The organism is Chitinophaga sp. sic0106 (assembly GCF_019219075.1).
Classification (GTDB): Bacteria; Bacteroidota; Bacteroidia; order Chitinophagales; family Chitinophagaceae; genus Chitinophaga.
Genome location: NZ_JAHUWJ010000012.1, coordinates 37,657 through 58,546, shown reverse-complemented (window position 1 = coordinate 58,546; position 20,890 = coordinate 37,657). Strand labels below are relative to the sequence as shown.

12 protein-coding genes are annotated in these 20,890 nt (G+C 49.0%); 8 read left to right on the top strand and 4 right to left on the bottom strand.

Annotated features, from left to right (window positions below):
- Positions 1-5: 5 nt before the first annotated feature.
- The gene (locus KW844_RS18000; RefSeq protein ID WP_218378167.1) at positions 6-1,346 is read right to left on the bottom strand and encodes a lipopolysaccharide biosynthesis protein; all 1,341 of its coding nucleotides are present in this window, start codon (positions 1,344-1,346) and stop codon (positions 6-8) included.
- A 349-nt stretch (positions 1,347-1,695) separates the two neighbouring features.
- Here KW844_RS18000 and KW844_RS17995 point away from each other — a divergent pair, with 349 nt between their 5' ends.
- On the top strand, positions 1,696-3,960 hold the full coding sequence (locus tag KW844_RS17995) for a PKD domain-containing protein (protein WP_218378166.1): 2,265 nt from the start codon (positions 1,696-1,698) through the stop codon (positions 3,958-3,960).
- Between the two features lie 91 nt (positions 3,961-4,051).
- On the opposite strand, the gene KW844_RS17990 is transcribed toward KW844_RS17995, so the two are convergent.
- Positions 4,052-5,251 carry a glycosyltransferase gene (locus KW844_RS17990; RefSeq protein WP_218378165.1) on the bottom strand — a complete coding sequence of 400 codons (1,200 nt, stop codon included), beginning with the start codon at positions 5,249-5,251 and terminating at the stop codon, positions 4,052-4,054.
- A gap of 183 nt (positions 5,252-5,434) precedes the next feature.
- Between KW844_RS17990 and KW844_RS17985 the strand changes: the two genes are divergently transcribed.
- The 3 genes from KW844_RS17985 (at position 5,435) to KW844_RS17975 (ending at position 7,953) form a co-directional block, all read left to right on the top strand.
- The gene (locus tag KW844_RS17985; RefSeq protein ID WP_218378164.1) at positions 5,435-6,961 is read left to right on the top strand and encodes a bifunctional GNAT family N-acetyltransferase/carbon-nitrogen hydrolase family protein; all 1,527 of its coding nucleotides are present in this window, start codon (positions 5,435-5,437) and stop codon (positions 6,959-6,961) included.
- Between the two features lie 118 nt (positions 6,962-7,079).
- Positions 7,080-7,382, top strand: a complete 303-nt coding sequence (locus tag KW844_RS17980; protein WP_218378163.1) for a thiamine-binding protein — start codon at positions 7,080-7,082, stop codon at positions 7,380-7,382.
- Between the two features lie 73 nt (positions 7,383-7,455).
- Positions 7,456-7,953 carry a PH domain-containing protein gene (locus KW844_RS17975; RefSeq protein ID WP_218378162.1) on the top strand — a complete coding sequence of 166 codons (498 nt, stop codon included), beginning with the start codon at positions 7,456-7,458 and terminating at the stop codon, positions 7,951-7,953.
- A gap of 155 nt (positions 7,954-8,108) precedes the next feature.
- Here KW844_RS17975 and KW844_RS17970 read toward each other — a convergent pair whose 3' ends face one another.
- Positions 8,109-9,350 carry a nucleoside recognition domain-containing protein gene (locus KW844_RS17970; protein WP_218378161.1) on the bottom strand — a complete coding sequence of 414 codons (1,242 nt, stop codon included), beginning with the start codon at positions 9,348-9,350 and terminating at the stop codon, positions 8,109-8,111.
- A gap of 119 nt (positions 9,351-9,469) precedes the next feature.
- Between KW844_RS17970 and ychF the strand changes: the two genes are divergently transcribed.
- The 4 genes from ychF (at position 9,470) to KW844_RS17950 (ending at position 17,719) form a co-directional block, all read left to right on the top strand.
- Positions 9,470-10,573, top strand: a complete 1,104-nt coding sequence (ychF, locus tag KW844_RS17965; RefSeq protein ID WP_218378160.1) for a redox-regulated ATPase YchF — start codon at positions 9,470-9,472, stop codon at positions 10,571-10,573.
- Between the two features lie 288 nt (positions 10,574-10,861).
- Complete coding sequence (locus KW844_RS17960) at positions 10,862-14,167, top strand: hypothetical protein (protein ID WP_218378159.1); 3,306 nt, start codon at positions 10,862-10,864, stop codon at positions 14,165-14,167.
- A gap of 15 nt (positions 14,168-14,182) precedes the next feature.
- On the top strand, positions 14,183-15,820 hold the full coding sequence (locus KW844_RS17955) for an SWIM zinc finger family protein (protein WP_218378158.1): 1,638 nt from the start codon (positions 14,183-14,185) through the stop codon (positions 15,818-15,820).
- 372 nt (positions 15,821-16,192) lie between these two features.
- A complete protein-coding gene (locus KW844_RS17950; RefSeq protein WP_218378157.1) occupies positions 16,193-17,719 on the top strand; it encodes a reverse transcriptase domain-containing protein in 1,527 nt (508 codons plus the stop codon).
- Between the two features lie 229 nt (positions 17,720-17,948).
- Here the strand turns inward: KW844_RS17950 and KW844_RS17945 are convergent, their stop codons facing one another.
- The gene (locus KW844_RS17945; protein ID WP_218378156.1) at positions 17,949-20,771 is read right to left on the bottom strand and encodes a TonB-dependent receptor; all 2,823 of its coding nucleotides are present in this window, start codon (positions 20,769-20,771) and stop codon (positions 17,949-17,951) included.
- Between the last annotated feature and the right edge of the window lie 119 nt (positions 20,772-20,890).

The following is a 20,890-nucleotide window of genomic DNA, read 5'->3' as shown; positions in this document are numbered from 1 at the left end:
GTATTCTATTTTTTAACCAGTTGTAGTTTCGCGGGAATTTTTTCCAGGATAAGCATACATGCAGTCCAACCTTCTTTTAGTATATCCTTTACCGTTATATCCAGTTGTTTTTTCAAACACAGGTAGCCGAAGAGGATGCCGGCAACCAGGTTTAGCAGGGAAGCGGCGGCCACAGCGCGCAGGTCCATAAACAGCCAGATAAACAGTACATCGCCGATCACATTGATGCTTAGTTTGATTAAATTTTTATAAAAGTTGAGATGTGGTTTGTTCATCATATCCAGTGTAACGCCTACAAACCGGTCCATCGGATAAAGGATGGCTGAACTCAAAAAGATGACAACGATAGGCAGCGCTACCAGGTATTCCTTGCCGGCAAGTATGATGATTAACGGATGTATGAATAGAATGAGCCCGAGTATAAATGGCAGGATCAGGAAGGTGATAGCGCCCGTATATTTACAAAAGGTGCGCGCCACTGCTGCCGGATCATTCCTGTTGGCGGCGCTTGATAGTGTAGGCTGGGCGGTGGCGGCAAAACTTCTCAGGATGATTTCAATCACTTCCATAAACTTTTGCGGAATGCTGTAGATGGCTACCGCCGTGGGGTTGATCATGGTGCGGATAAAGAAATTATCCGAGTAGGGGATAAAGGTAGATGCGACCATACTACCTACTATCATTCTCCCATATACGAAAAGTGATTTCACTTCTGCGATGCTTTTAAAATAGAGGCTGCGAATGCCCGTCCAGCGGTGTGCCAGGCAATAGGCGCTTGTAACCAGCATGGCTGCTGCGTACGCGTAAGTGACCATCAGCAAACTGGACTTGCCGGTAAAGTGCATGATGGTGAGCAGTATTAAGAAAGTTGCATTTTGCAGGATGCGGATTTGCACGATTTTATCAAACTGGTGTTTGGCCTGCAACAGCCAGGTGGCGAAGTTGAAAGGCAGCGACAGGAGGAGCACTATGCCGAGGAAGCGCAGAAAGTATTGCCAGTCGGGGCTCAGGTAACGCCAGCCAATCCCCAGTACCAGTAAGTTAATCAGCAGGAATGCCAACGTAACGGCGATGGCGAGATACCACGCACTACCGCATACTTTGCGGGCCGTGTAAGCGTTGGTGCCGGCGTAATACTTGATGAGGCCTGATTGCAGTAGCCCTGTCCGTATCTGGTCCAGCATATTAAATGTCACCTGGAAAAATACCCATTCCCCAAAAGTCGCTTCCGGTAAGGTTCTTACCAGCAGTGCAAACGAAAGAATATTGAAAAATGCTGAAATAACATTCCCCAGTAACGATTGAAAGTGATGATTCCTGATTACACCGATCAGCCTGAAACCCATACAATTAACTATAAATGAAGAACCTGTAACGCAGTGTGGTGACTGCTTTTCAAGTCCGGGATTATCAATGTTGTTCTGGCTTTTATAAACAGGATATAGTTGGAGTTGACGGCAAGGTACAAATTTTTTTAAAATTAGATGATTTTAATTTTTAATAAAAGTTTAAAATAATATGTTGGATGTGTGTTAGTTGTATATATTAAAAATATATGCTTTATGATTTTTGGGTATATATATGAAAAAAAATCAACATTTGTTTGTTGAAATGTACTTACTTTGTAGCTGTACTACTTAACCTCGTACACCTAAAATGTAAACATATCAGGGAAAAACTTTACCAATCTTTACTATGACTAACCTCACGGATTTCAATAAGAGATTGAAGAGAGTGATGAATGCAGGAATATGTCTGTTAATGATGCTGACCGCCCCTAATTTATTTGCTCAGCAAGGGAAATTAACTGCACGCGTTACTGGTCTTTATAATCCCGCCGGACTCCTCGAGTCACTGCCGCAGGGATACTCACCAACGGGGAAAAAATTTCCTTTATTACTATTCTTTCATGGTATGGGAGAAGAAGGCAATGGCACCACGGAAATTAACCGCGTGATTGCCAATGGTCCGCCCAGGTTGATTAACCAGGGGGTATTTCCTGCAACATTCAAAGTGGGGGATTCCTCGGAATCTTTTGTGGTCTTATGTCCGCAGTTCAGAGGGGTACCTAACCTGCCCAATATTGATTCATTAATCGAATACGCCTATCGCAATTATAACGTGGACACCAACCGGGTGTACCTCACCGGGTTGAGCAGAGGAGGAGGCGCCGTATGGGGATATGTAAGCTCGCAGATTTATTCGTGTAACCGTGTTGCCGCCATCGTGCCCATCTGTGGCGCTTATGATCCAGGTCCGTTACGTTCGCCACTCCCCATCCAGTCAGTTTTTATCTCCTCTAATAACCTACCTGTGTGGGCGCTTCATAACGAAGGTGACCCTACGGTTCCTTCCGCATCCTCCAAAAACTGGGTAGCATTAATTAACGCTTATGTGCCGGCGCCAAACCCATTGGCCCGGTTAACGATATTTAATGCCGGAGGTCACGACGCCTGGACAAAAGCCTATGATCCCAATTACAGGGAAGATGGCAAAAACGTGTACGAATGGATGCTGCAGTTCAGCAAAGATAAAAGAGGCGGGGTAGTGGTCAATAAACCGCCAACCGTGAATGCCGGTGCAGACTTTACCGTAGTATTGCCTAACGGTGCGCAGCTGGATGGTGCTGCTTCCAAAGATCCGGATGGTACCATCGCCACCTATAAATGGACGCAAACAGCCGGCCCTAATACCGCCACCATCGCTACACCTGCTGCCGCAAAAACAGCAGTGAGCGGACTGATAAAAGGCGTTTACACCTTCCGCCTGACCGCTACGGATGATAAAGGCGCCACCGCCTTTGATGAGGTAGTGATTACAGTGCAGGATGCAGCTAACACACCACCAACCACCAATGCAGGCGCAGATATCAAAGTTGTGCTACCTGCCAACGGTCAGCTGGACGGCTCCGCATCCAGGGATGCAGATGGCACCATCGCCACTTATAAATGGACACAGACTTCCGGCCCTAATACCGCCACTATTGCCACGCCCGCTGCGGCCAGCACCACGGTGAGCGGGCTTGTAAAGGGCGTGTATATTTTCCGCCTCACTACTACTGATAATGGTGGACTTTCTACTTTCGATGAAGTACAGGTGACCGTGGAAGAAGTAGTGGCCAACAAACCACCACAGGCAAGCGCCGGTGCAGATGTAATTATTACGCTGCCCGTAAACAGCGTACCACTGGATGGTACCGCCAGCAGAGATGCCGATGGAAGTATCGCCACCTATACCTGGTCCCAAACGGCCGGCCCCAATGCAGCCACCATCACCGGTGCCAATGCTGCCCAGGCCACCGCATCCGGACTCGCAAAAGGCGTGTATACGTTCCGGTTAACCGTGAAAGACAACGGCGGCCTCACCGCCACTGATGATATACAGGTGACCGTGCAGGAAGCACCGGTAGATAAAAAGCCGCCGGTAGCCATTGCCACCGCACCCGACACCATCATGCTGCCCGCAAACAGCATTACGCTCAATGGCAGCACCAGCAACGATCCTGACGGCAACATCGTTACCTGGGCCTGGACGCAGATCAGCGGCCCCGGCGTACACCTGGCAGGTAGTGGTACCGCCACTGCCACCGCCGCAAACATGCCGGAAGGGGTATACGCTTTTAAACTGGTAGTAACCGATAACGATGGCCTCAGCGCCACCGCCAGCGTAAAAGTGGTGGTGATGGATGCAAATGATAATCCCACGGATAGTACAACCGTGAGCTATTATCCAAACCCTACCAGGGGAAAGGTGCGGCTTGAAATCAGGAGCGCGCATGTACATACCGCAAGGGTCACCATTTATGACCTGCGCGGACAAACGGAATTCAAATATAACTACCCGTTAAACGGGGTGAGTTATATCGAACTGGATCTCGGCAACCTCCCTAATGGCGTACATATGATTGATGTACGCGGTGAGGAGAATTTTAAATGGGTAGGCCGTATCCTGAAGTTTTAAGTTCTGAGGTTTTAGTATTGTCATTAGTGGGTACTAACCCGCTAATCAAAAAAGTAAAAGGCTGCCTTGTCACAGGGGTGGCCTTTGGCTTTTACGGTTGTTCATGTTTTTGAATGGCCGCGTAAATCCCTGCTACGGAGTTTTCCCAGGTGTGCGATAATGCAAATTCGCGCCTGCGGCCCGCCTGCAATGCCGGCACTTCTACCAGCGCCCTTGCAGCCATTTCTATATATTCGTCCACGTTAGTACCCAGGTATACATAATCCCTGAAAAGTTCCATGGTGGGCGTGGCTGTGGCCAGCACAGGTTTGCCCATGGCCAGGTACTCGTCTACCTTCAGCGGGTAATTCCCGATCGTCATATCATTCACCAGCTGCGGATTCATACATACCTCAAAGTTGGCTACATAGGCGGGTAGTTCAGCCATAGGCTTGCGCCCGGGGAAATAAACGTTGTCCAGCTGATGCAGCGCCGATGCCTGGAAATCGGCATCTTCCGGACCCACCAGTACAAAATTCCAATCCCGGCGCCGTGTAGCCATTTCCGTGATTAACGTTATATCCAGTCGCAAACTGGTGAGCGCACCTACGTACCCTATCACCGGCTTACCGGGAGGGGGCATGTCGGCCGGCCGGGCAAAAGGCTGCCTGGGATCAAACAGGGTTAGTTCGCAACCCTGACCAATGTAATAACTGTTAGGGTTATACGACTTTAGCCGTTCCGCCAGGTACATGGAGTTGGCTACTCCGATGTCCGCCTTGGCAATATGCAGCGGCTCTATGGTTTGGCCGTGCTTTTTCCAGTAATCTACTGCCAGCAGGTAATCCCGGCTGTAATAAATGTAGAGTTCAGGTAGCAGCAGTTCCTTGAGGTGGTAGCCCCTGAAAATATCGTTGTCGTTGAATAGTATGATGTTACGAAACCCTAACTGCCGGATAGCTTTGCGGATCTCTTTGGCAAAACGCCGGTTATTCAGTTTATTAAACACCCGGAAGAGGGCAGTGGAAGGCAGCCAGTTGACCGATTCCATCACCGTAAGCGGGTAATAATTCCACATATTATCGTTGATGCGTACCAGTGAGTCCTGCGGATTTTTCAGCAGGGACTTGTGGTGCAGCAAATTGGCGTCCTGCTTTTCTGTGAGCAGTGTTTTGCGGTCCAGCGGAGCATTGATATACAGCACCCGGTTATGCCTGGAAAATTCCAGGGCAATGTTTTTGCAGTTACTACCTATAGGGGTGTACCACGGCTGCAAGCCAATGACAACAATATCCCGGTTTTGAACAGGCATATAAATGGATTAAATGAAAACTTGGGCAGGTAGTTCGGAGGATGGATGGATAAAATCAGTAGGTATGTAAAGTAAATCAATTCCGTTGGTTCCTGCAAATTTTGTTGGAGGGATGCTCACAGGGGCTGCTAAACCTCTTGTGCCGGAAATATGTTAACTTAAATAAAGAACAATTATCAGGTTATGAGTGATATTGTAGAAATCAGAAATCTCACCGTAGAGGATTATTTTGACCTCAAGGCATCCATGGTGTCTGCCTATGCCGATATGAGCGGCAGCTACTGGCGCGAGCCCACCATACGCCGGCTCATCAGTATTTTCCCGGAAGGCCAGATTGCGGTCACTGTAAATGGTAAGGTGGTAGGCTGTGCGCTCTCAATCATTGTGGACTATAACAAGTATGGCGACGATCACACCTACGAGCAGATCACCGGCTATTATAATTTTAGTACCCACAATCCCAAAGGGGATATTCTCTACGGCATTGAGGTGTTTGTGGACCCTGAATACAGGGGGCGGCGACTGGCCCGCCGGTTGTACGATGCCCGCAAAAACCTTTGTGAGCAGTTGAACCTTGAAGGGATAGTGGCTGGTGGCCGTATTCCTAATTACGAAAAATTTGCGGACAAGCTTACGCCGCGGGAATACATCCGTAAGGTACGGGACAAGGAAATTTACGATCCTACCCTCACGTTTCAGTTTTCCAATGACTTCCAGGTCACGAAAATACTGCGTAACTACCTGCCGGCTGATGAGGCCAGCAAGGGCTTTGCCACGCTGCTGAAATGGTATAACATCTACTATGAACCTGATCAGGATAATATCCGTTATACGAAGTCCACCGTGCGTATCGGGCTGGTGCAGTGGGAGATGCGGGATTACGGCAGCATAGAAGGTTTTTTATCGCAGGTGGAATATTTCATTGATGCGGTAAGTGATTACGGGTCCGACTTTGTCGTATTCCCGGAGTTGTTCAATGCCCCGCTGATGGCAGAGTTCAACCAGCTGGACCCCGCAGGGGCTATCAGGGGAGTGGCGCGGTATACAGAGCAGATACGGGAAACAATGCAGCAGTATGCAGTGTCGTACAATGTAAACGTGATCTGCGGCAGTATGCCGATCCTGCGCAATGATTTGTTGTACAATATTTCCTACCTGTGCCGCCGCGATGGTACCCATGAAGAATATACGAAAATTCATCCTACGCCCAGCGAGGTGTCCGCCTGGGGTATCAAAGGTGGCAATGAAATCAAGGTATTTGATACAGATTGTGGGAAGATAGGAATTCAGATCTGTTATGATGTTGAGTTTCCGGAACCATCCCGCATATTGGCGGACCAGGGCATGCAGATTTTATTTGTGCCATTTATGACCGATACCCAGCATGCGTATAACCGGGTGCGTTTTTGTGCACAGGCGCGGGCGATTGAGAACGAATGCTATGTGGCTATTTCCGGTTGCATCGGCAATCTGCCTAAGGTAAATAACATGGACCTGCAATATGCACAGAGTTGTGTACTCACCCCTTCTGATTTTCAGTTTCCGGTTACGGGGATTAAGGCCGATGCCACTCCCAATACAGAGATGGTGGTGATTGCAGATGTGGACCTGGTACTGCTGAAGGAGCTGCATGCCTTTGGCAGTGTACAAACCATGAAGGATAAACGGAGAGATTTGTATGAGGTGGTGCAAAAAAAGAAGAATGCTTGACCATTTTCCTCACCTTACAGGGTGCCTTTGGCACCAAAAAAGTTCCATACAATAAATCAATTAAATAATCAATCTTTGCAAGGCATTTATAACCAGTTACTAAGTAAACGAATAGCAAATGAGTAAAAAGATCAATCTGGCCCTGCAGATCATTCCCAGCGTGCCATCTGAGCAGGTATATGCAGTAGTAGACGAGGCGATTGCGGTGATTAAAGCTTCCGGTGTGAAGTACAGGGTATGTCCTTTCGAAACGGTGATGGAAGGAACTTATGAGGAGCTGATGGAGGTGGTGCGTCAGGCGCAGGAAGTATGCTTTAAAGCAGGTGCATCACAATTGCTGGTGTATGTAAAAATGCAGATACGGAAAGACAGCGATGTGACCATGGAGGAGAAGACCGGCAAGTATGATGCGGAAGCCTAGTTCCCGCTAAAAATAGCGTCATATCTGGAATATTATTTCTATCTTACTTGCTATAAATCTAAACGTAGCGGATATGAGATTTGCAGCAGTTCAGGACGATTCGTCGAAAATGATCACCCACCTGCTTATTGTGGTGGTTATACTGATAGGGTGCAGGCAGGTGATGGTGGACAGGCATGATGCTATTCCCACCACTATAGCTCTGATTATCCTGCTGCCGGCATTGTTGCTGGCCTGGGGATTAAGTCCGCGCTATTACGTGCTGACAGCCGCCGAAATTATTATTAAAGGTCACCTCCGTAGTATACGTATTCCTTTATCAGCCGTATTGCGCCTGCGTAGTATAGATGAGGAGGAGTTAGGCGAAAGCGCCCGTGTATTTGCCAGTGGCGGTGTATTTGGCTACCTGGGTGCATACCGATCCGCGGAAATGGGGGATTATTCACGGTGGTGTACCAATAATGAACACCTGGTGCTGATTGAATCCGCCAACGCCAAATGGGTCATCAGTCCGGATAACTCTACCGAATTTGTGAAAGCGGTGAATAAAATTATTAACGAAGTGCACTAACGCCCATTGTTATACGAAAAAGCCGGGTACGTTTCCTTACGGATAAGTAGCCGGCTTTTTTTATTTACATCTCCCTAACCCACTGAAAGAGAAAGGGTAGCCTTGTAATACTAATTTTTTACGGGCAGTTAAGCCAGGCCTTGTTTTACATCTCCCTAACTAACCGAATGGAAGAACAGATACCCTAACAGAATAGCCGAAACAATGCCACAGAAATCCGCTATCAGGCCGGCAGTAAGCGCATACCTTGTTTTCTTGATGTTGACAGATCCAAAGTACACGGCCAGAATATAGAAAGTTGTTTCAGTAGTGCCCTGGATAATGCTCGCGAGTCGCCCTACGAATGAGTCCGGCCCGTTATGCTCCATAATTTCTACCATCAGTGCCCTGGAGCCGCTACCGCTCAGTGGTTTCATGAAGGCTACCGGTAATGCAGGTACGAAATCTGTATTCATGCCCATGGCGGCAAACAATGCACCGATACCGTTTACCAGGTAGTCCATGCAGCCGGTGGCGCGGAAAGCACCAATGGCTACGATTATACCTACCAGGTAGGGGATGATGCGTACCGAAATCTGGAAGCCTTCTTTGGCGCCCTCGATAAATACGTCATATACGTTGATCTTTTTTACAAGGCCCGATACCAGGAAAGTGACTACGATCGCGAAAATGATACCACCCCCCAGGCTCGCGGTACGCGGTCCGATCTGATCTGCAGGCATATTTTTTACCCAGGAAAAGAGGCCGAACAACAAGGCGGCAAAACCTGCCAGAAACACCAGTACAGGGAGTTTAAACAGGTTGATTTTCTGGTAGATGGATACCGTTATCATACCGGCAATGAACGCAATGAACGTGGAAATCAGGATCGGGATGAACACATCAGCAGGATTGGCTGCATGGGCAGCGAGTCGCAGCGCGATCACGGAAGTAGGAATCAGGATGACCCCGGCTGTGTTCAGCACCAGAAACATGATCTGCGGATTGCTGGCCTCTTCCGGTTTAGGATTGAGCTCCTGCAGTTCCTTCATGGCTTTGAGGCCCATGGGGGTGGCTGCATTGTCCATTCCCAGCATACTGGCCGAAAAGTTCATCAGCATGGAGCCCATTGCAGGGTGCCCCTTCGGTACGTCCGGAAATAATTTGGAGAAGAAGGGGTTTACGAAGTTGGAAAAGCGTTGGATCATGCCCCCAGCTTCCCCTACACGCATGATGCCCAGCCAGAAAGTCATAATACCAGCCAGTCCCAGGGAGATTTCGGCGCCGGCTTTGGCATTGGTGAGCATGGAATTCATTACTGCCCCGAATACAGCGGTGTCTTGCAGCACGAAGGTTTTGAACAAGGCAACCACAAAGGATATGAGGAAGAATGCCAGCCAGACGTAGTTTAAAGCCATGAGTTTTCAATTATTTAATTCGTGAAGATAGTTTTTTGTTTCTATTAACCAAATGTGCCATTAGTTATAACGCTTTGAGAGATAGAAACAAAACCTTATCTTTGCGCAAATTTTGAAAAATGGCTTTGCAAGTAGGAATTGTAGGATTACCGAATGTAGGAAAATCAACTTTGTTTAATGCGGTAAGCAACAGCGCCAAAGCGCAGGCCAGTAACTACCGTTTCTGTACCATCGAACCAAACGTAGGACTGGTAGATGTTCCGGACAGCCGTCTGACGAAACTGGAAGAGCTGGTAAAACCTAACCGTGTAGTACCTACTACTATTGAATTTGTGGATATTGCCGGCCTGGTAAAAGGCGCCAGCAAAGGGGAAGGACTTGGCAACAAGTTTCTCGCCAATATCCGTGAGGTGGATGCGATTGTACACGTTATCCGCTGCTTTGAAGACGATAACATTCTCCGTGAGGAAGGTGCCATCAATCCGATGGGCGATAAAGGAATCATTGATACTGAGTTACAGCTGAAAGACCTGGAAAGCGTGGAAAAGAAAATCGCGCGTACCGAGAAAATGGCTAAAACCGGTGGTGATCCGAAAGCTAAAAGAGAATATGAAATCCTGAAACAATGCCAGGAACACCTGGAACAAGGTCGCAATATCCGCGAGCTCCAGCTGAGCAAAGAGGATAAGGTAGCTATCGCTGACCTGTTTCTGCTGACAGACAAACCCGTGCTTTACGTTGCTAACGTGGACGAAGGTTCCCTGCTCACCGGTAACAAATACTCCGTAGCGCTGACAGAAGGCGTTAAAAGCGAAGGCGCACAGGTAATTGTGATGAACAACACCATTGAAGCACAGATATCCGAAATGGAAGATCCTGCTGATAAGGAGCTGTTCCTGAGCGAATACGGTCTTACTGAGCCAGGCCTGAACCGCCTGATCCGCTCTGCCTACGACCTGCTGGAACTGATCACCTATTTCACCGCCGGTGTACAGGAAGTACGCGCATGGACCATCCACCGCGGATGGAAAGCCCCTCAGGCTGCCAGCGTGATCCACACCGATTTCGAAAAAGGCTTCATCAAAGCAGAGGTGATCTCCTACGATGACTACGTAAAATACGGTTCTGAATCTGCTGCCCGCGATGCCGGCCGTTTCCGCATCGAAGGTAAAGAGTACCTCGTTGCCGATGGCGACGTGATGCACTTCCGCTTCAACGTATAAAAGATACTTCAAGGTAATACCTGAAGGTTACAACAAACAACAGAAGGGTCGGGGGTCCTCCGGCCCTTCGTCTATTTAAGGCCGTTAGTCTCCCACGAACCGTATCCACAAATCAGGTGTGAGCCAGGGCGCGAGCCCTGGCTCACACCTGATTCCCTGGCCGCAGGCCAGGGAATCAGGCCCTAAAACATATATCGTTTTTGTTTTATATAATCAAAATAAAAATCCCCAAATCCCTCTAAATCAAACATTAATTTCTTAGTTTAGCCCCTCAATTATCGTTAACTCATGAAATTTGTAAGGACTGTGAAGCTCTTCTTCCGGGAAGGGAATTCAGACAAAACCTATGAGATCGATCTGTGCGAAGTAGGCCCTGACCAATACCTTGTCAATTTTCGCTACGGAAAGAGAGGTGCCAACCTGAAAGAGGGAACAAAAACAACGAGCCCCGTACCTTTGGCCACCGCGAACTCCTTATTCGACGGACTCGAAAAGGAAAAGCGCAGCAAAGGCTATATCGGTGAGCAGGAATCGGCCAGCAAAGAACAGCTGACAGACGATGCCTCTGCTGCTATTATCGACGGCATCAGCAATCCCCGCCACAAAGCGATCCTCAGAAGGTTACAGAACCGCCCGGCTGGCAAGCACGCGTGGAAAATGTCCAGGGTGATCTGGAGGGCAGGGGAACTGCGCATCGGCGAATCCGCCCCCTTCATTATCAAACAGGGCGATAAAAAGGATGTAATGCACCGCTACTCGGTGATATGGTCGCTCAGCCGCACCGGCGATGCCACCGCCATACCCGTATTGAAAGCCTATATGGAAAACAGCGCCTATCCGCTTAATATCCGTATGCTGGCTGCCAACGGTATGCTGATGCTATTGCCGGAAGATGAGAAACCGGCATTTCTGCAGCCTTACCTCCACGCTATGCCGGATCACCTGAAGGCCGCCGTGCTGGCAGGTGATACCTCGGAAATATTCCGTTTGCTGAATGAATATATCGTAGTGCAGCAAGCCTCCCAGTACCCGCTGCTGGAGGAAAGCTATTTGCTGTCCACTGCCTACCCGGCACTGCGACAAGCACTGCTCATCCTGCTCACCCAGGTGGCATTCCGCCCGTCGTGGTTCCAGCACCTGCGCCATATCTTCAAGCAGGCAGAAATGAAAGATGACCACATGGTAGTGGCAGCACTCGCACACCGCATAGAGCGGGAGCCAGCCATGTTTACCATGCCGGCAAAAGAATACGAAGAGTGGCGGCCGGAAACGTTCATCGCAGAGCTGAACGCATTTGTAAAAGTACGCTCCGAAATCAAAAAGCCTGGCAGCCGTATTGCCTTTTCCCATAAAACACGCCGGTACTTTAATCGCCGCGTATTGCGTCGCTTAAAGCGACTGGGTAGCGCAGGGGATAAAGAGTATGTGCGTTTTGCCACCGCCCTGCTGCTGCAATATGTACAGGAAACGGATGCGACTAAACCATACCACCGGCGCGACTACGCATACGTCAACAATCGATATACAACCATAGAAAAGCAGTTTCCGGAAAACTCCAAAGCCATCTTCCTGAACTATATCATCCGTGGTAATGCTACCGACCTGCAATACCTGTCGGGTATGGAAGAATGGATGTTTAAGGTTGATACCAGCGCCAGCACCAGCGGCACGCCGCGTGCTACTGCGAATCCGGACCTGCTCAAAAAAGAAAATAACAGCCTGCTGAAAAAACTCTTCAGCTGGCTCAATACCGATAAACACGTAGTGCCGCAACCGGGTACCTATCAGCCGGAATCCGCGCCAGCAGCGCCTGTACATTCAGACGTGCCTTTCCAGGAATTATGGAACGACACCCCGGAAGCATTTATTCAAATGCTCATCGGCGGCAAAATGGACCAGGTGCATGTATTTGCAATGGAGCAACTCAAAGCACATCCCCGCTTTGAAGAGCTGAAATCGCGTATAACCGAAGACGTTATTGCTGCACTGTTGTACAACAAGCACCATATCCCGTCTTTATTCGGGCTGGAACTGGCCAGGGAAAAATACAATCCCGCCGCACCTTCCGCCATGCTCCTGCGCATTCTCCTCATTTGCCCGTTGAAAGAGGCGAGGGACCAGGCCATGGAATGGATCAGCGCCAACCCTAAAGGGATACTCGCTGACAATGCCATCCTGCAAACGCTGATCTTTAACCCTTACGAGGAAGTACGCCAGTTCGTGGTTAACATCTACCCGCCAACTGATATGCCTGCGCAGCAGGCACAGGTACTGGCAGGACTCACCATCGCACACCTGATGCAGGTGGAGGTGAAACCCGAAGCAGAAAACCTGATTATCACCGACGCCTGCCGCATTCTCGAAAGTTACTGTGGTAGCGTGTTCCGCCAGCTGGACGTCATGGTGATCTACGACCTGATGCAACGTAATATAGTAGCCCTGCAAGCCTTCGGCGTGCGGTTACTGTTACTCAAGGCAGACGATAACTATAACTTCGACCAGATATCCACGGTACAGCTGATGGGTATCCTCAACAGTGAATATGGTCCGCTCCGCGATGCCGCCTGGTCTGTCGTTCGCAAAATCAGCGATGCCGAAATGCTGCGTCGCCCGGAAATGATACTCGACTGCCTGCTGTCGAAACATAAAGGTATCCGCCGGCAAATGGCTACACTCGTGGCACGACTAATCACCGTCGATAACCGCCTGGCCGTATACCTCGTGAATGAACTGGTTCCCCTGCTCATGCGCACGGAAAAATCAGAAGGCAGCCATGAAGATATTGCGGCATTGCTCCGTGCCCAGCTGGCAGACTATCTCCATGATATCGATACCGCATCCGCACTGCGACTGCTTTACGCCAACTACCGCCCCGCACAGGAATTTGGAATCCTGCTGCTGGATAAATATATCCCTGCTGATACGCTCACGCTCAAACAGATCATCGCCACCGGCGCTCATGAACTGCAACAGGTGAGAGAATGGTGCTGGAATTTTTACCGTAATAATGTGGCGCGCATCCGCGCAGAAAAAGATACCGCTGTAGCACTGCTCGACAGTAAATGGGATGATACCCGCCGCTTCGCCATCGATTACTTCCGTCATACTTTTACGGAGGCCGACTGGAGCCCTGAAAGTCTGATTGCGCTGGCCGACAGCGTACGCACCGATATTCAGGCCTTTGGCCGTGAGCTGCTGATGCGCTATTTCAAAAATGAAGATGGTACGCAATACCTGCTTAAACTGAGCCAGCACCCAAGCGCTGCCATGCAGATCTTTGCTACCAGCTATCTGCAGACCTATGCATCCGGTCAGCTGGAATATATCAAACTGCTGGAGCATTATTTCCGCTCGGTGCTCACCCGCGTCAATAAAGCCAGGGTAGCTAAGGAACGTGTATTCACCTTCCTGGAAACCGAAGCGCTGAAATCAGCTGAAGCCGCAGCATTCATAGGCGGTATCATTACCGACATCTCTGCTACCGTAGCCATCGGCGATAAAGCCAGATGTATCAGTATCATGCGTAACATCAGTCAGCACTTCACGCTGGAGCTGCCAATCGTTTTTGTTGAACCGGCAGTGCGACTGCAATAAATCGTTTATCCGTTTATGTTATTTAACTACAGATATAGTGGTACCTCTCAGGTGTTCAGTGATGCCGGCAGCGCCGGGATCTCCTTTGCACCTGATACCCATCGTGCACCCACTTTTTTCGTAGGAAAGCTCAGTAAAAAAATTGCTTTCCGTGAAGCCATATCTGCCTTACATGATGTAGTTGTTTCTGATCTCCGCTTTAAACCGAAAGATAAAACGGAATATAAGGAATGGGCTGCACAGCAGGAATCGATCTGGCTTGCTGAATTCATGCAAGGCTATGATGCGCAGGCAGCCGACCAGAAAATTGAAGGCCTCCGCGCGGATCTCCGTCAGATATGGGATCAGAAAGACAAGGCCATGGGGCCGTTTAACAAAGCCAAACGTGCGTACTTCGACTATCTCTATCAGAAAGACAGGGATGCCTGGTTTGTGCTGGACCCGGTGATCAGCGTGCATCCTGATGAAATTTTCTTCGAATGTTTTAGTCAGGATGAATCTACCTACGGGAAGCTGAGCGCCAGCTACAATGTGTTTAAAGAAGTGAATGAGTTTGAATGCGGTACTACCAATATCGACTATTCAGCTGCATTATATAATGAGTTTCAAAAAATCAGGGACTATAAAGAAACTGATTTCCGCGTGGACCCGGGCGGCTTCCAGGTACAAACTTCCCAGGAAGAATTGTATCATGAAGTGAAAATTGACTTACCTGATAGCTGGGTGAGAGGTTTTCTGCAGGTGAGCTCCGCTATGACCTTACCCGCTGCTACCTTTGATCTGCATCCCATGGATGTATATAATTTCTGTAGCTGGCTCAGGAGGTTTAAGGAGACGAAAGGGCCACGGTCTATACGGTTTATCCTGGAGCCTGGAAAACCTATCCGCGCGGTGTTTGAACCATGGAACCGCGAAATCGTATGTGCGAGATCGTTATATACCGGTCCGCAGGCACGTGAGATTCGTATATGGGGCAGAAGGCGTATCCTGATATTGGAGCGACTGATACCTATTGCCCGCAAATTCACGGTACACCTGACTGGAAGCGGATTACCTTCTTTCTTTATTGCGGACCTGGGGGATATGCAATTTACCCTCGGCTTATCCGGGTGGACCGCCAATGACTGGTCCCGCGCCGGACAGTTTGACCTCATGGCACCAAGAGCGGAGGTCGCAGAGCCGGATAAATTCAGGGTATACAATGCCTTGCAATCGGTTTGGTTTAGTACTGCGGCGGACCTGGTGAAAGCCACCGGCTTAAGCAGTGCTACTGTGCTGGGGGCATTGGGTTTGTTTACGCAGGCCGGTAAGGTCATCTATGATCTGCATGCAGGCGTGTACCGCTTGCGTGAGCTGAGCCGGGAGCCATTGCCAATGCATCTGCTGCGCTTCAGTACTCCTGAAGAAGCTGATGCGGAGCAACTGGTTGCCCAGGGTAAAGTATCCTACACGGAAAATCAGATTACCGGTGTAGGTACCCAACTGAAAGGAACCGTAACTGTACAGCGTGTATACCATCCCGTTATGATCATAGACGCCGATGAAAGAATGACCAATGCGCAGTGCGATTGTGATTTCTTTTATCAGAATAAACTGTACAAAGGTCCGTGCAAACACATGTTAGCACTGAGAAAAGCATATGCTGCAAAATAATTTCTGTAGAAAATTTTTGATATCAGAAATTATTATATAACTTGCCGGCACAATAGAAATAAAGATCTTTATAAAGAGGAATTGATTGCACTTGCGCTCCTTCATGGAGATGAATGATGTTTCGTCATTCAGGTATTCTGACTATACATGCTTCACTAAATGCAATCTTTACTTTGGGAGGGGCCTACTATGTCGATATTTACGGTAGGAGCCCCTGGGGCTTAAATATCGACATAGTAGGCCCCTCCCTGGAGTTGATTGATTTAGTCAATGGTTTGCACGAAGCGCCCTTTCCTCTTTATAAAATCTTTACCCCTCTCACTCCGGCAGCTATATACAGCAAATTTTTAATAGTACTTTAATGAATTGACTATGCCGGAAGGTTTAACCCGTCAACAGCTGTACGATAGAATTCGCGAAACATCCAAAGAAGAATACATCCTGGAAGAGATGGTACGCCTTGGTTTCTGGTCAAGGAATACCGACAGGCCCTCCATTCCTGAAGCGCTGATTAAGCAGGAGGGGGAGCTGAACCGCCAGCTGAACCAGCTGTTATCAGAGCGCTCAAAATATCGTGATAAGAAGCGCCTGCTCGTGGAAATGCGCAAGCAGCGCATGGCACAGGCGAAAGCCAGGCGTGCGGAAACGAAAAAGCGCAAGGAGCAGCAACGTATCGAATGTGCTGCTGCCTGGGCAGAAAAAAAGCAGCAGGACATTATTTACCTCGGTGAAAATGTATCTGCGGGATTGAATAAAAACCAGTCCGATACAGCGCAGCTTCAAAAATATAATTTGCCGGTATGGCATAACGCTACCGACCTGGCCACCGCTATGCAGCTGCCTTTGGGCAAACTGCGTTTCCTCGCCTTTAACCGCAGTGTGGCACACGCTACGCATTACCAGCGCTTTGCCATTCCCAAAAAATCAGGTGGTACCCGTATTATTTCCGCACCAATGCCACAGCTGAAAGCTGCCCAGCACTGGATACTGGAACATGTTCTGTACAAAGTGGCCAACAGTAGCGCTGCTAACGGTTTTGTGCCCGGCAAGTCTATTGTTACCAATGCTATCCCGCACGTAGGTAAGGATATTGTGGTCAATATTGATCTGAAAGACTTTTTCCCCTCTATTGCCTACAATCGCGTAAAGGGATTGTTTTGCAAGTTAGGCTATAGTGAACAGGTGGCTACGATTCTCGGACTCATCTGCACCGAACCGGAAGTAGATGAAGTGGTGCTGGACGGCCGCAAATATTTTGTAGCCAAAACCGCCAGGGTGCTGCCGCAGGGCGCACCTACCAGCCCCGCTATCACCAACCTGATCTGTTTTAAAATGGACCGGCGTTTCGAAGGATTATCCGCTAAATACGGTTACGCCTACACGCGCTATGCCGACGATATGACTTTTTCCGCCAAGGGAGATCCTGCTGCCAAAGCCGGACAGCTCTTATGGGCAGTGAAAAAAGTAGTGGCCGAAGAGGGATTTGTATTGCATCCGGATAAGCTCAAAGTGATGCGCAAAGGGGATCGCCACGAAGTAACCGGTATTGTCGTAAACCAAAAGCTAAGCATTGATCGTACCACGCTCCGTAAGTTCAGGGCACTGTTACATCAGGTGGAATTAACCGGCCTGGCTGGTAAATCCTGGGGCAAAGGCAACATCATCGCCAGCATGGAAGGCTATGCCAACTTTGTAATGATGGTAAAACCGGAGCAGGGCCGTGCGCTTAAAACCAAACTGGCGGCGATTTTGAGTCGCGCTGATATAAAAGCCGAAGCACAGGCCATATGGAAAAATGAGCAGCCTGCTGAACAGCCGGCAACACCGCCACCCGCTGCGAAACCAGCGGAGGCGCCTCCTAAGAAAGATGGGGATGACCCGTGGTGGAAAGTGGTGTAACAATCCATGATTCCGGTAGAGGCGTAATGCTTGCGCCTCCTCGCTACATGCCTATTGCTCAATTGCTACGAACTTTGTAGGCGAAAGCATTGTGTCTCCTCGTTAAAAATTCATTGCTAACAGTTACGAAATATCTAGGCGCAGGAATTGCGCCGCTCCATAAAAAAACACAGGAGGCGCCAACCGGCGCCTCCTGTGTTTTTTATGGAAACAGTCTTTATTAAAACCCTTACAGGTTATAACCCAGTGAAACATACCATTGTGAACCAACAGTTGGGTTACCCCATGACTGGATATACTTTTTATTCAGGATGTTGGCGCCGCCCAGCTTAATGGTTGTTTTAGCTTTAGGGAACAGCTTAGTTACCTGAGCATCCATGGTGCCATAGGCAGGAATCACGCCCTGGTTGGCCACGTTGATGGCATTGCTGGCGAAGGTAGACTGCCAGACAAATTCATCCTGCCATCTCCAGGTAACGTTGAAGCCTATGTAGCTTTTAGCGATGTTTCTGTTACCAAAATTCAGATTGTAACGGACTTTTGGTGTGTTATACATCGGCAGGAAGCTGCCCAGTTTATCCGCGTCCAGCAGTTCGTTATAGCTGATGTTACCACCAACGGTGAAGCTGGCAGGCAGGGAGTAATCCAGGCCCAGTGCCCAGCCCCATGATCTGATATCTTTATCAAGGCTCACCGGTACGGAGAAGATATTCTGCGTGGTAGCAGAGGTTGGCTGTACCAGGATTTGAGGGCCGTTGAAGTTTTTGAAATTATTGGTATAAATGTAGGCGTCGATCAGCAGTTTTTGTGCTACGAGGCCTTTGTAACCAATTTCGAATGCACGGATTTTTTCAGGCTCGAAATCACGGAATACGTATTGAGTAGGTTTACCTGCCTGTACGGATTCCAGCGTGTATACGGGACCGGTATTCAGTCCATAACGGTCACGCAGGAACGGTAATCCGCCAATGAGGTGCGCCTGTGGTGTTTGCAGGTCGATGTATTGATCCTGGTTGGTTGGAATACGGAAACCTGTTTGGTAGGAAGCCCTGATATTGTGGTTTTGCAGGAAAGTATATACTGCTGACAAGCGTGGGCTGAACTGGCCTTTAAAGTTCTCGTTTTTATCATAACGAAGGGAACCAGTCAGTTTGATATGCTCGTCCAGCAGGCTTTTCATTACCTGCACATAGCCACCGTATTCGTTGATGTTAAACTCGTCGCCGTTGTCTTTCACTGCGAAGAGTGTTTTTTCAGAGTTGAGCGTATAAATGCGGTAGTTACCACCGATCAGTATTTCTGCAAATTTCACCAGGTCTTTGAAGTTGTACATGAATTCGGCCTGGTAGAGGTTTGTTTTATCGAGGAACTTAGCACCTACGCCGGTAGCATCTCCGGGGATTGGTTTGCTTTTTACTTTATCCGCAGCAGCGTTGAATTCTGCTGATCCTGGGAGGAAGCGGCCATTGTCCGCTACGTTCCTGGAATTGCTGTTAAACGTGCCTCTCGCCCCATTTACTGCGTCCTGTCCAATAACAAGTGCCTGCGCAGGAGTGGAGCCGGTTTGGAGCGCCCTGCCATATGCCTGTGCGAATGCGGTAACAGATTGTGTGGCATATGTACCAAAGTATTGGGTAAACCAGTCGCGGCTGGTTTTCCAGGCTTCGTTAATACCGGAGGCCAGTGTACCTACGGCATAGCTGTCGCCGGATCTTTCCTGGGTAGTATAAAATCTTACATAGAAGTTATCGCCGCGTAATTCCGCTTTATACTGACCCATGCGGAAGTTCTTGATAGAGTAGCGGTCGGCCCCGGTGTACACGGTGGTACCGGTACCATAGCTACCCTGGATCAGGGCTTCCAGGTTTTCACGGATTTTATAGTGGAGGGCTGCGTTAAACTTCAGGTTTTTGGTGTTGTAGTCTGCCACATCTTTTTCGGCATAACCGGTACGGCTAACGTAGGCGTTAGCAGCGCCTGGCAGGGCAGATGCGAGGATCTGTGCCGGTGTAACGGTATTGCCCAACTGCGCTGCAACAGCGGCCAGTGTTTGGTTTAACGCGCTGCCTGGCGTATTGGCCTGCTGGGTGAGAGCGGCAGTCATATTCTGATTGATTTCATCACCGTAGGTGTTCACGCCATTATAGGCTTCGTTGTTGGCGCGGGTACCATCGGCGAGGGTATGGCCGTTTAACAGGCTCTGATCCCTGGTGTCGTGTGCCTGCCAGTCGTCCGCCTTGATATAGCCGAAGTTTAATTTGAATGCAAATTTGTTGTTGAATGCTTTGGCGTAACGTACCGCGATATCGTAATAGCCGGTGGTACCGGAGGTACGGCCGCTTTCGTTGAGGATACCGGTTTTCACGTTAGCGCTGAGGCCCTGGTACTGGAACGGATTTTTACTGTTGAGCAGTACGATACCATTCAGTGCATTAGGACCATACAATGCGGAGGCCGCGCCGGGGATCAACTCTACGTTGTCCATGTCCAGCTCGGAAATACCGACGATGTTACCTACGGAAAAGTTGAGGCCGGGCGCCTGGTTATCCATACCATCTGTCAACTGCAGCACGCGGGTGTTACCGTTGGCATTAAAGCCGCGGGTGTTAACAGATTTGAAGGTCAGGGACTGGGTGCTCATTTCCACGCCTTTGAGGTTGGCGAGGGCATCGTAGAAGGTTGGGGCAGGACTGGCCTTGATGGCGCGGGAGTCCAGCTTTTCGATTGACACCGGTGATTTCAGGATGCTTTCCTGCACACGGCTGGCTGCTACCACCACTTCCAGGCCGAGGATTTCGGTGGAATTCATCTCTACCGGGATGTTGGCATTAGCATCATTCACGGTTACTTCTTCTGTTTTAAAACCTACGTAAGAAAACACAAGGGTTAACGGAAAAGATCGGGACGTTTTAATGGTAAATCCACCGGTATTGGAACTAACGGTGCCTGCATTGGTGCCTTTAATGGCCACGCTAACACCTGCCATGGGATTACCACTGGTTTTGTCTTTCACAGTACCAGACAGGGTGGATTGTCCTTGGGCGAATAACATACTTGGGAGCAAAAAGAGCAAGTACAGAATTCCCCAGATAAATCTGAGATAATTGCGCTTCATAAACAGTGGAGGTTTTGTTTGATTTCAGTTGATACTTAATAAATATAAGTAAAAAA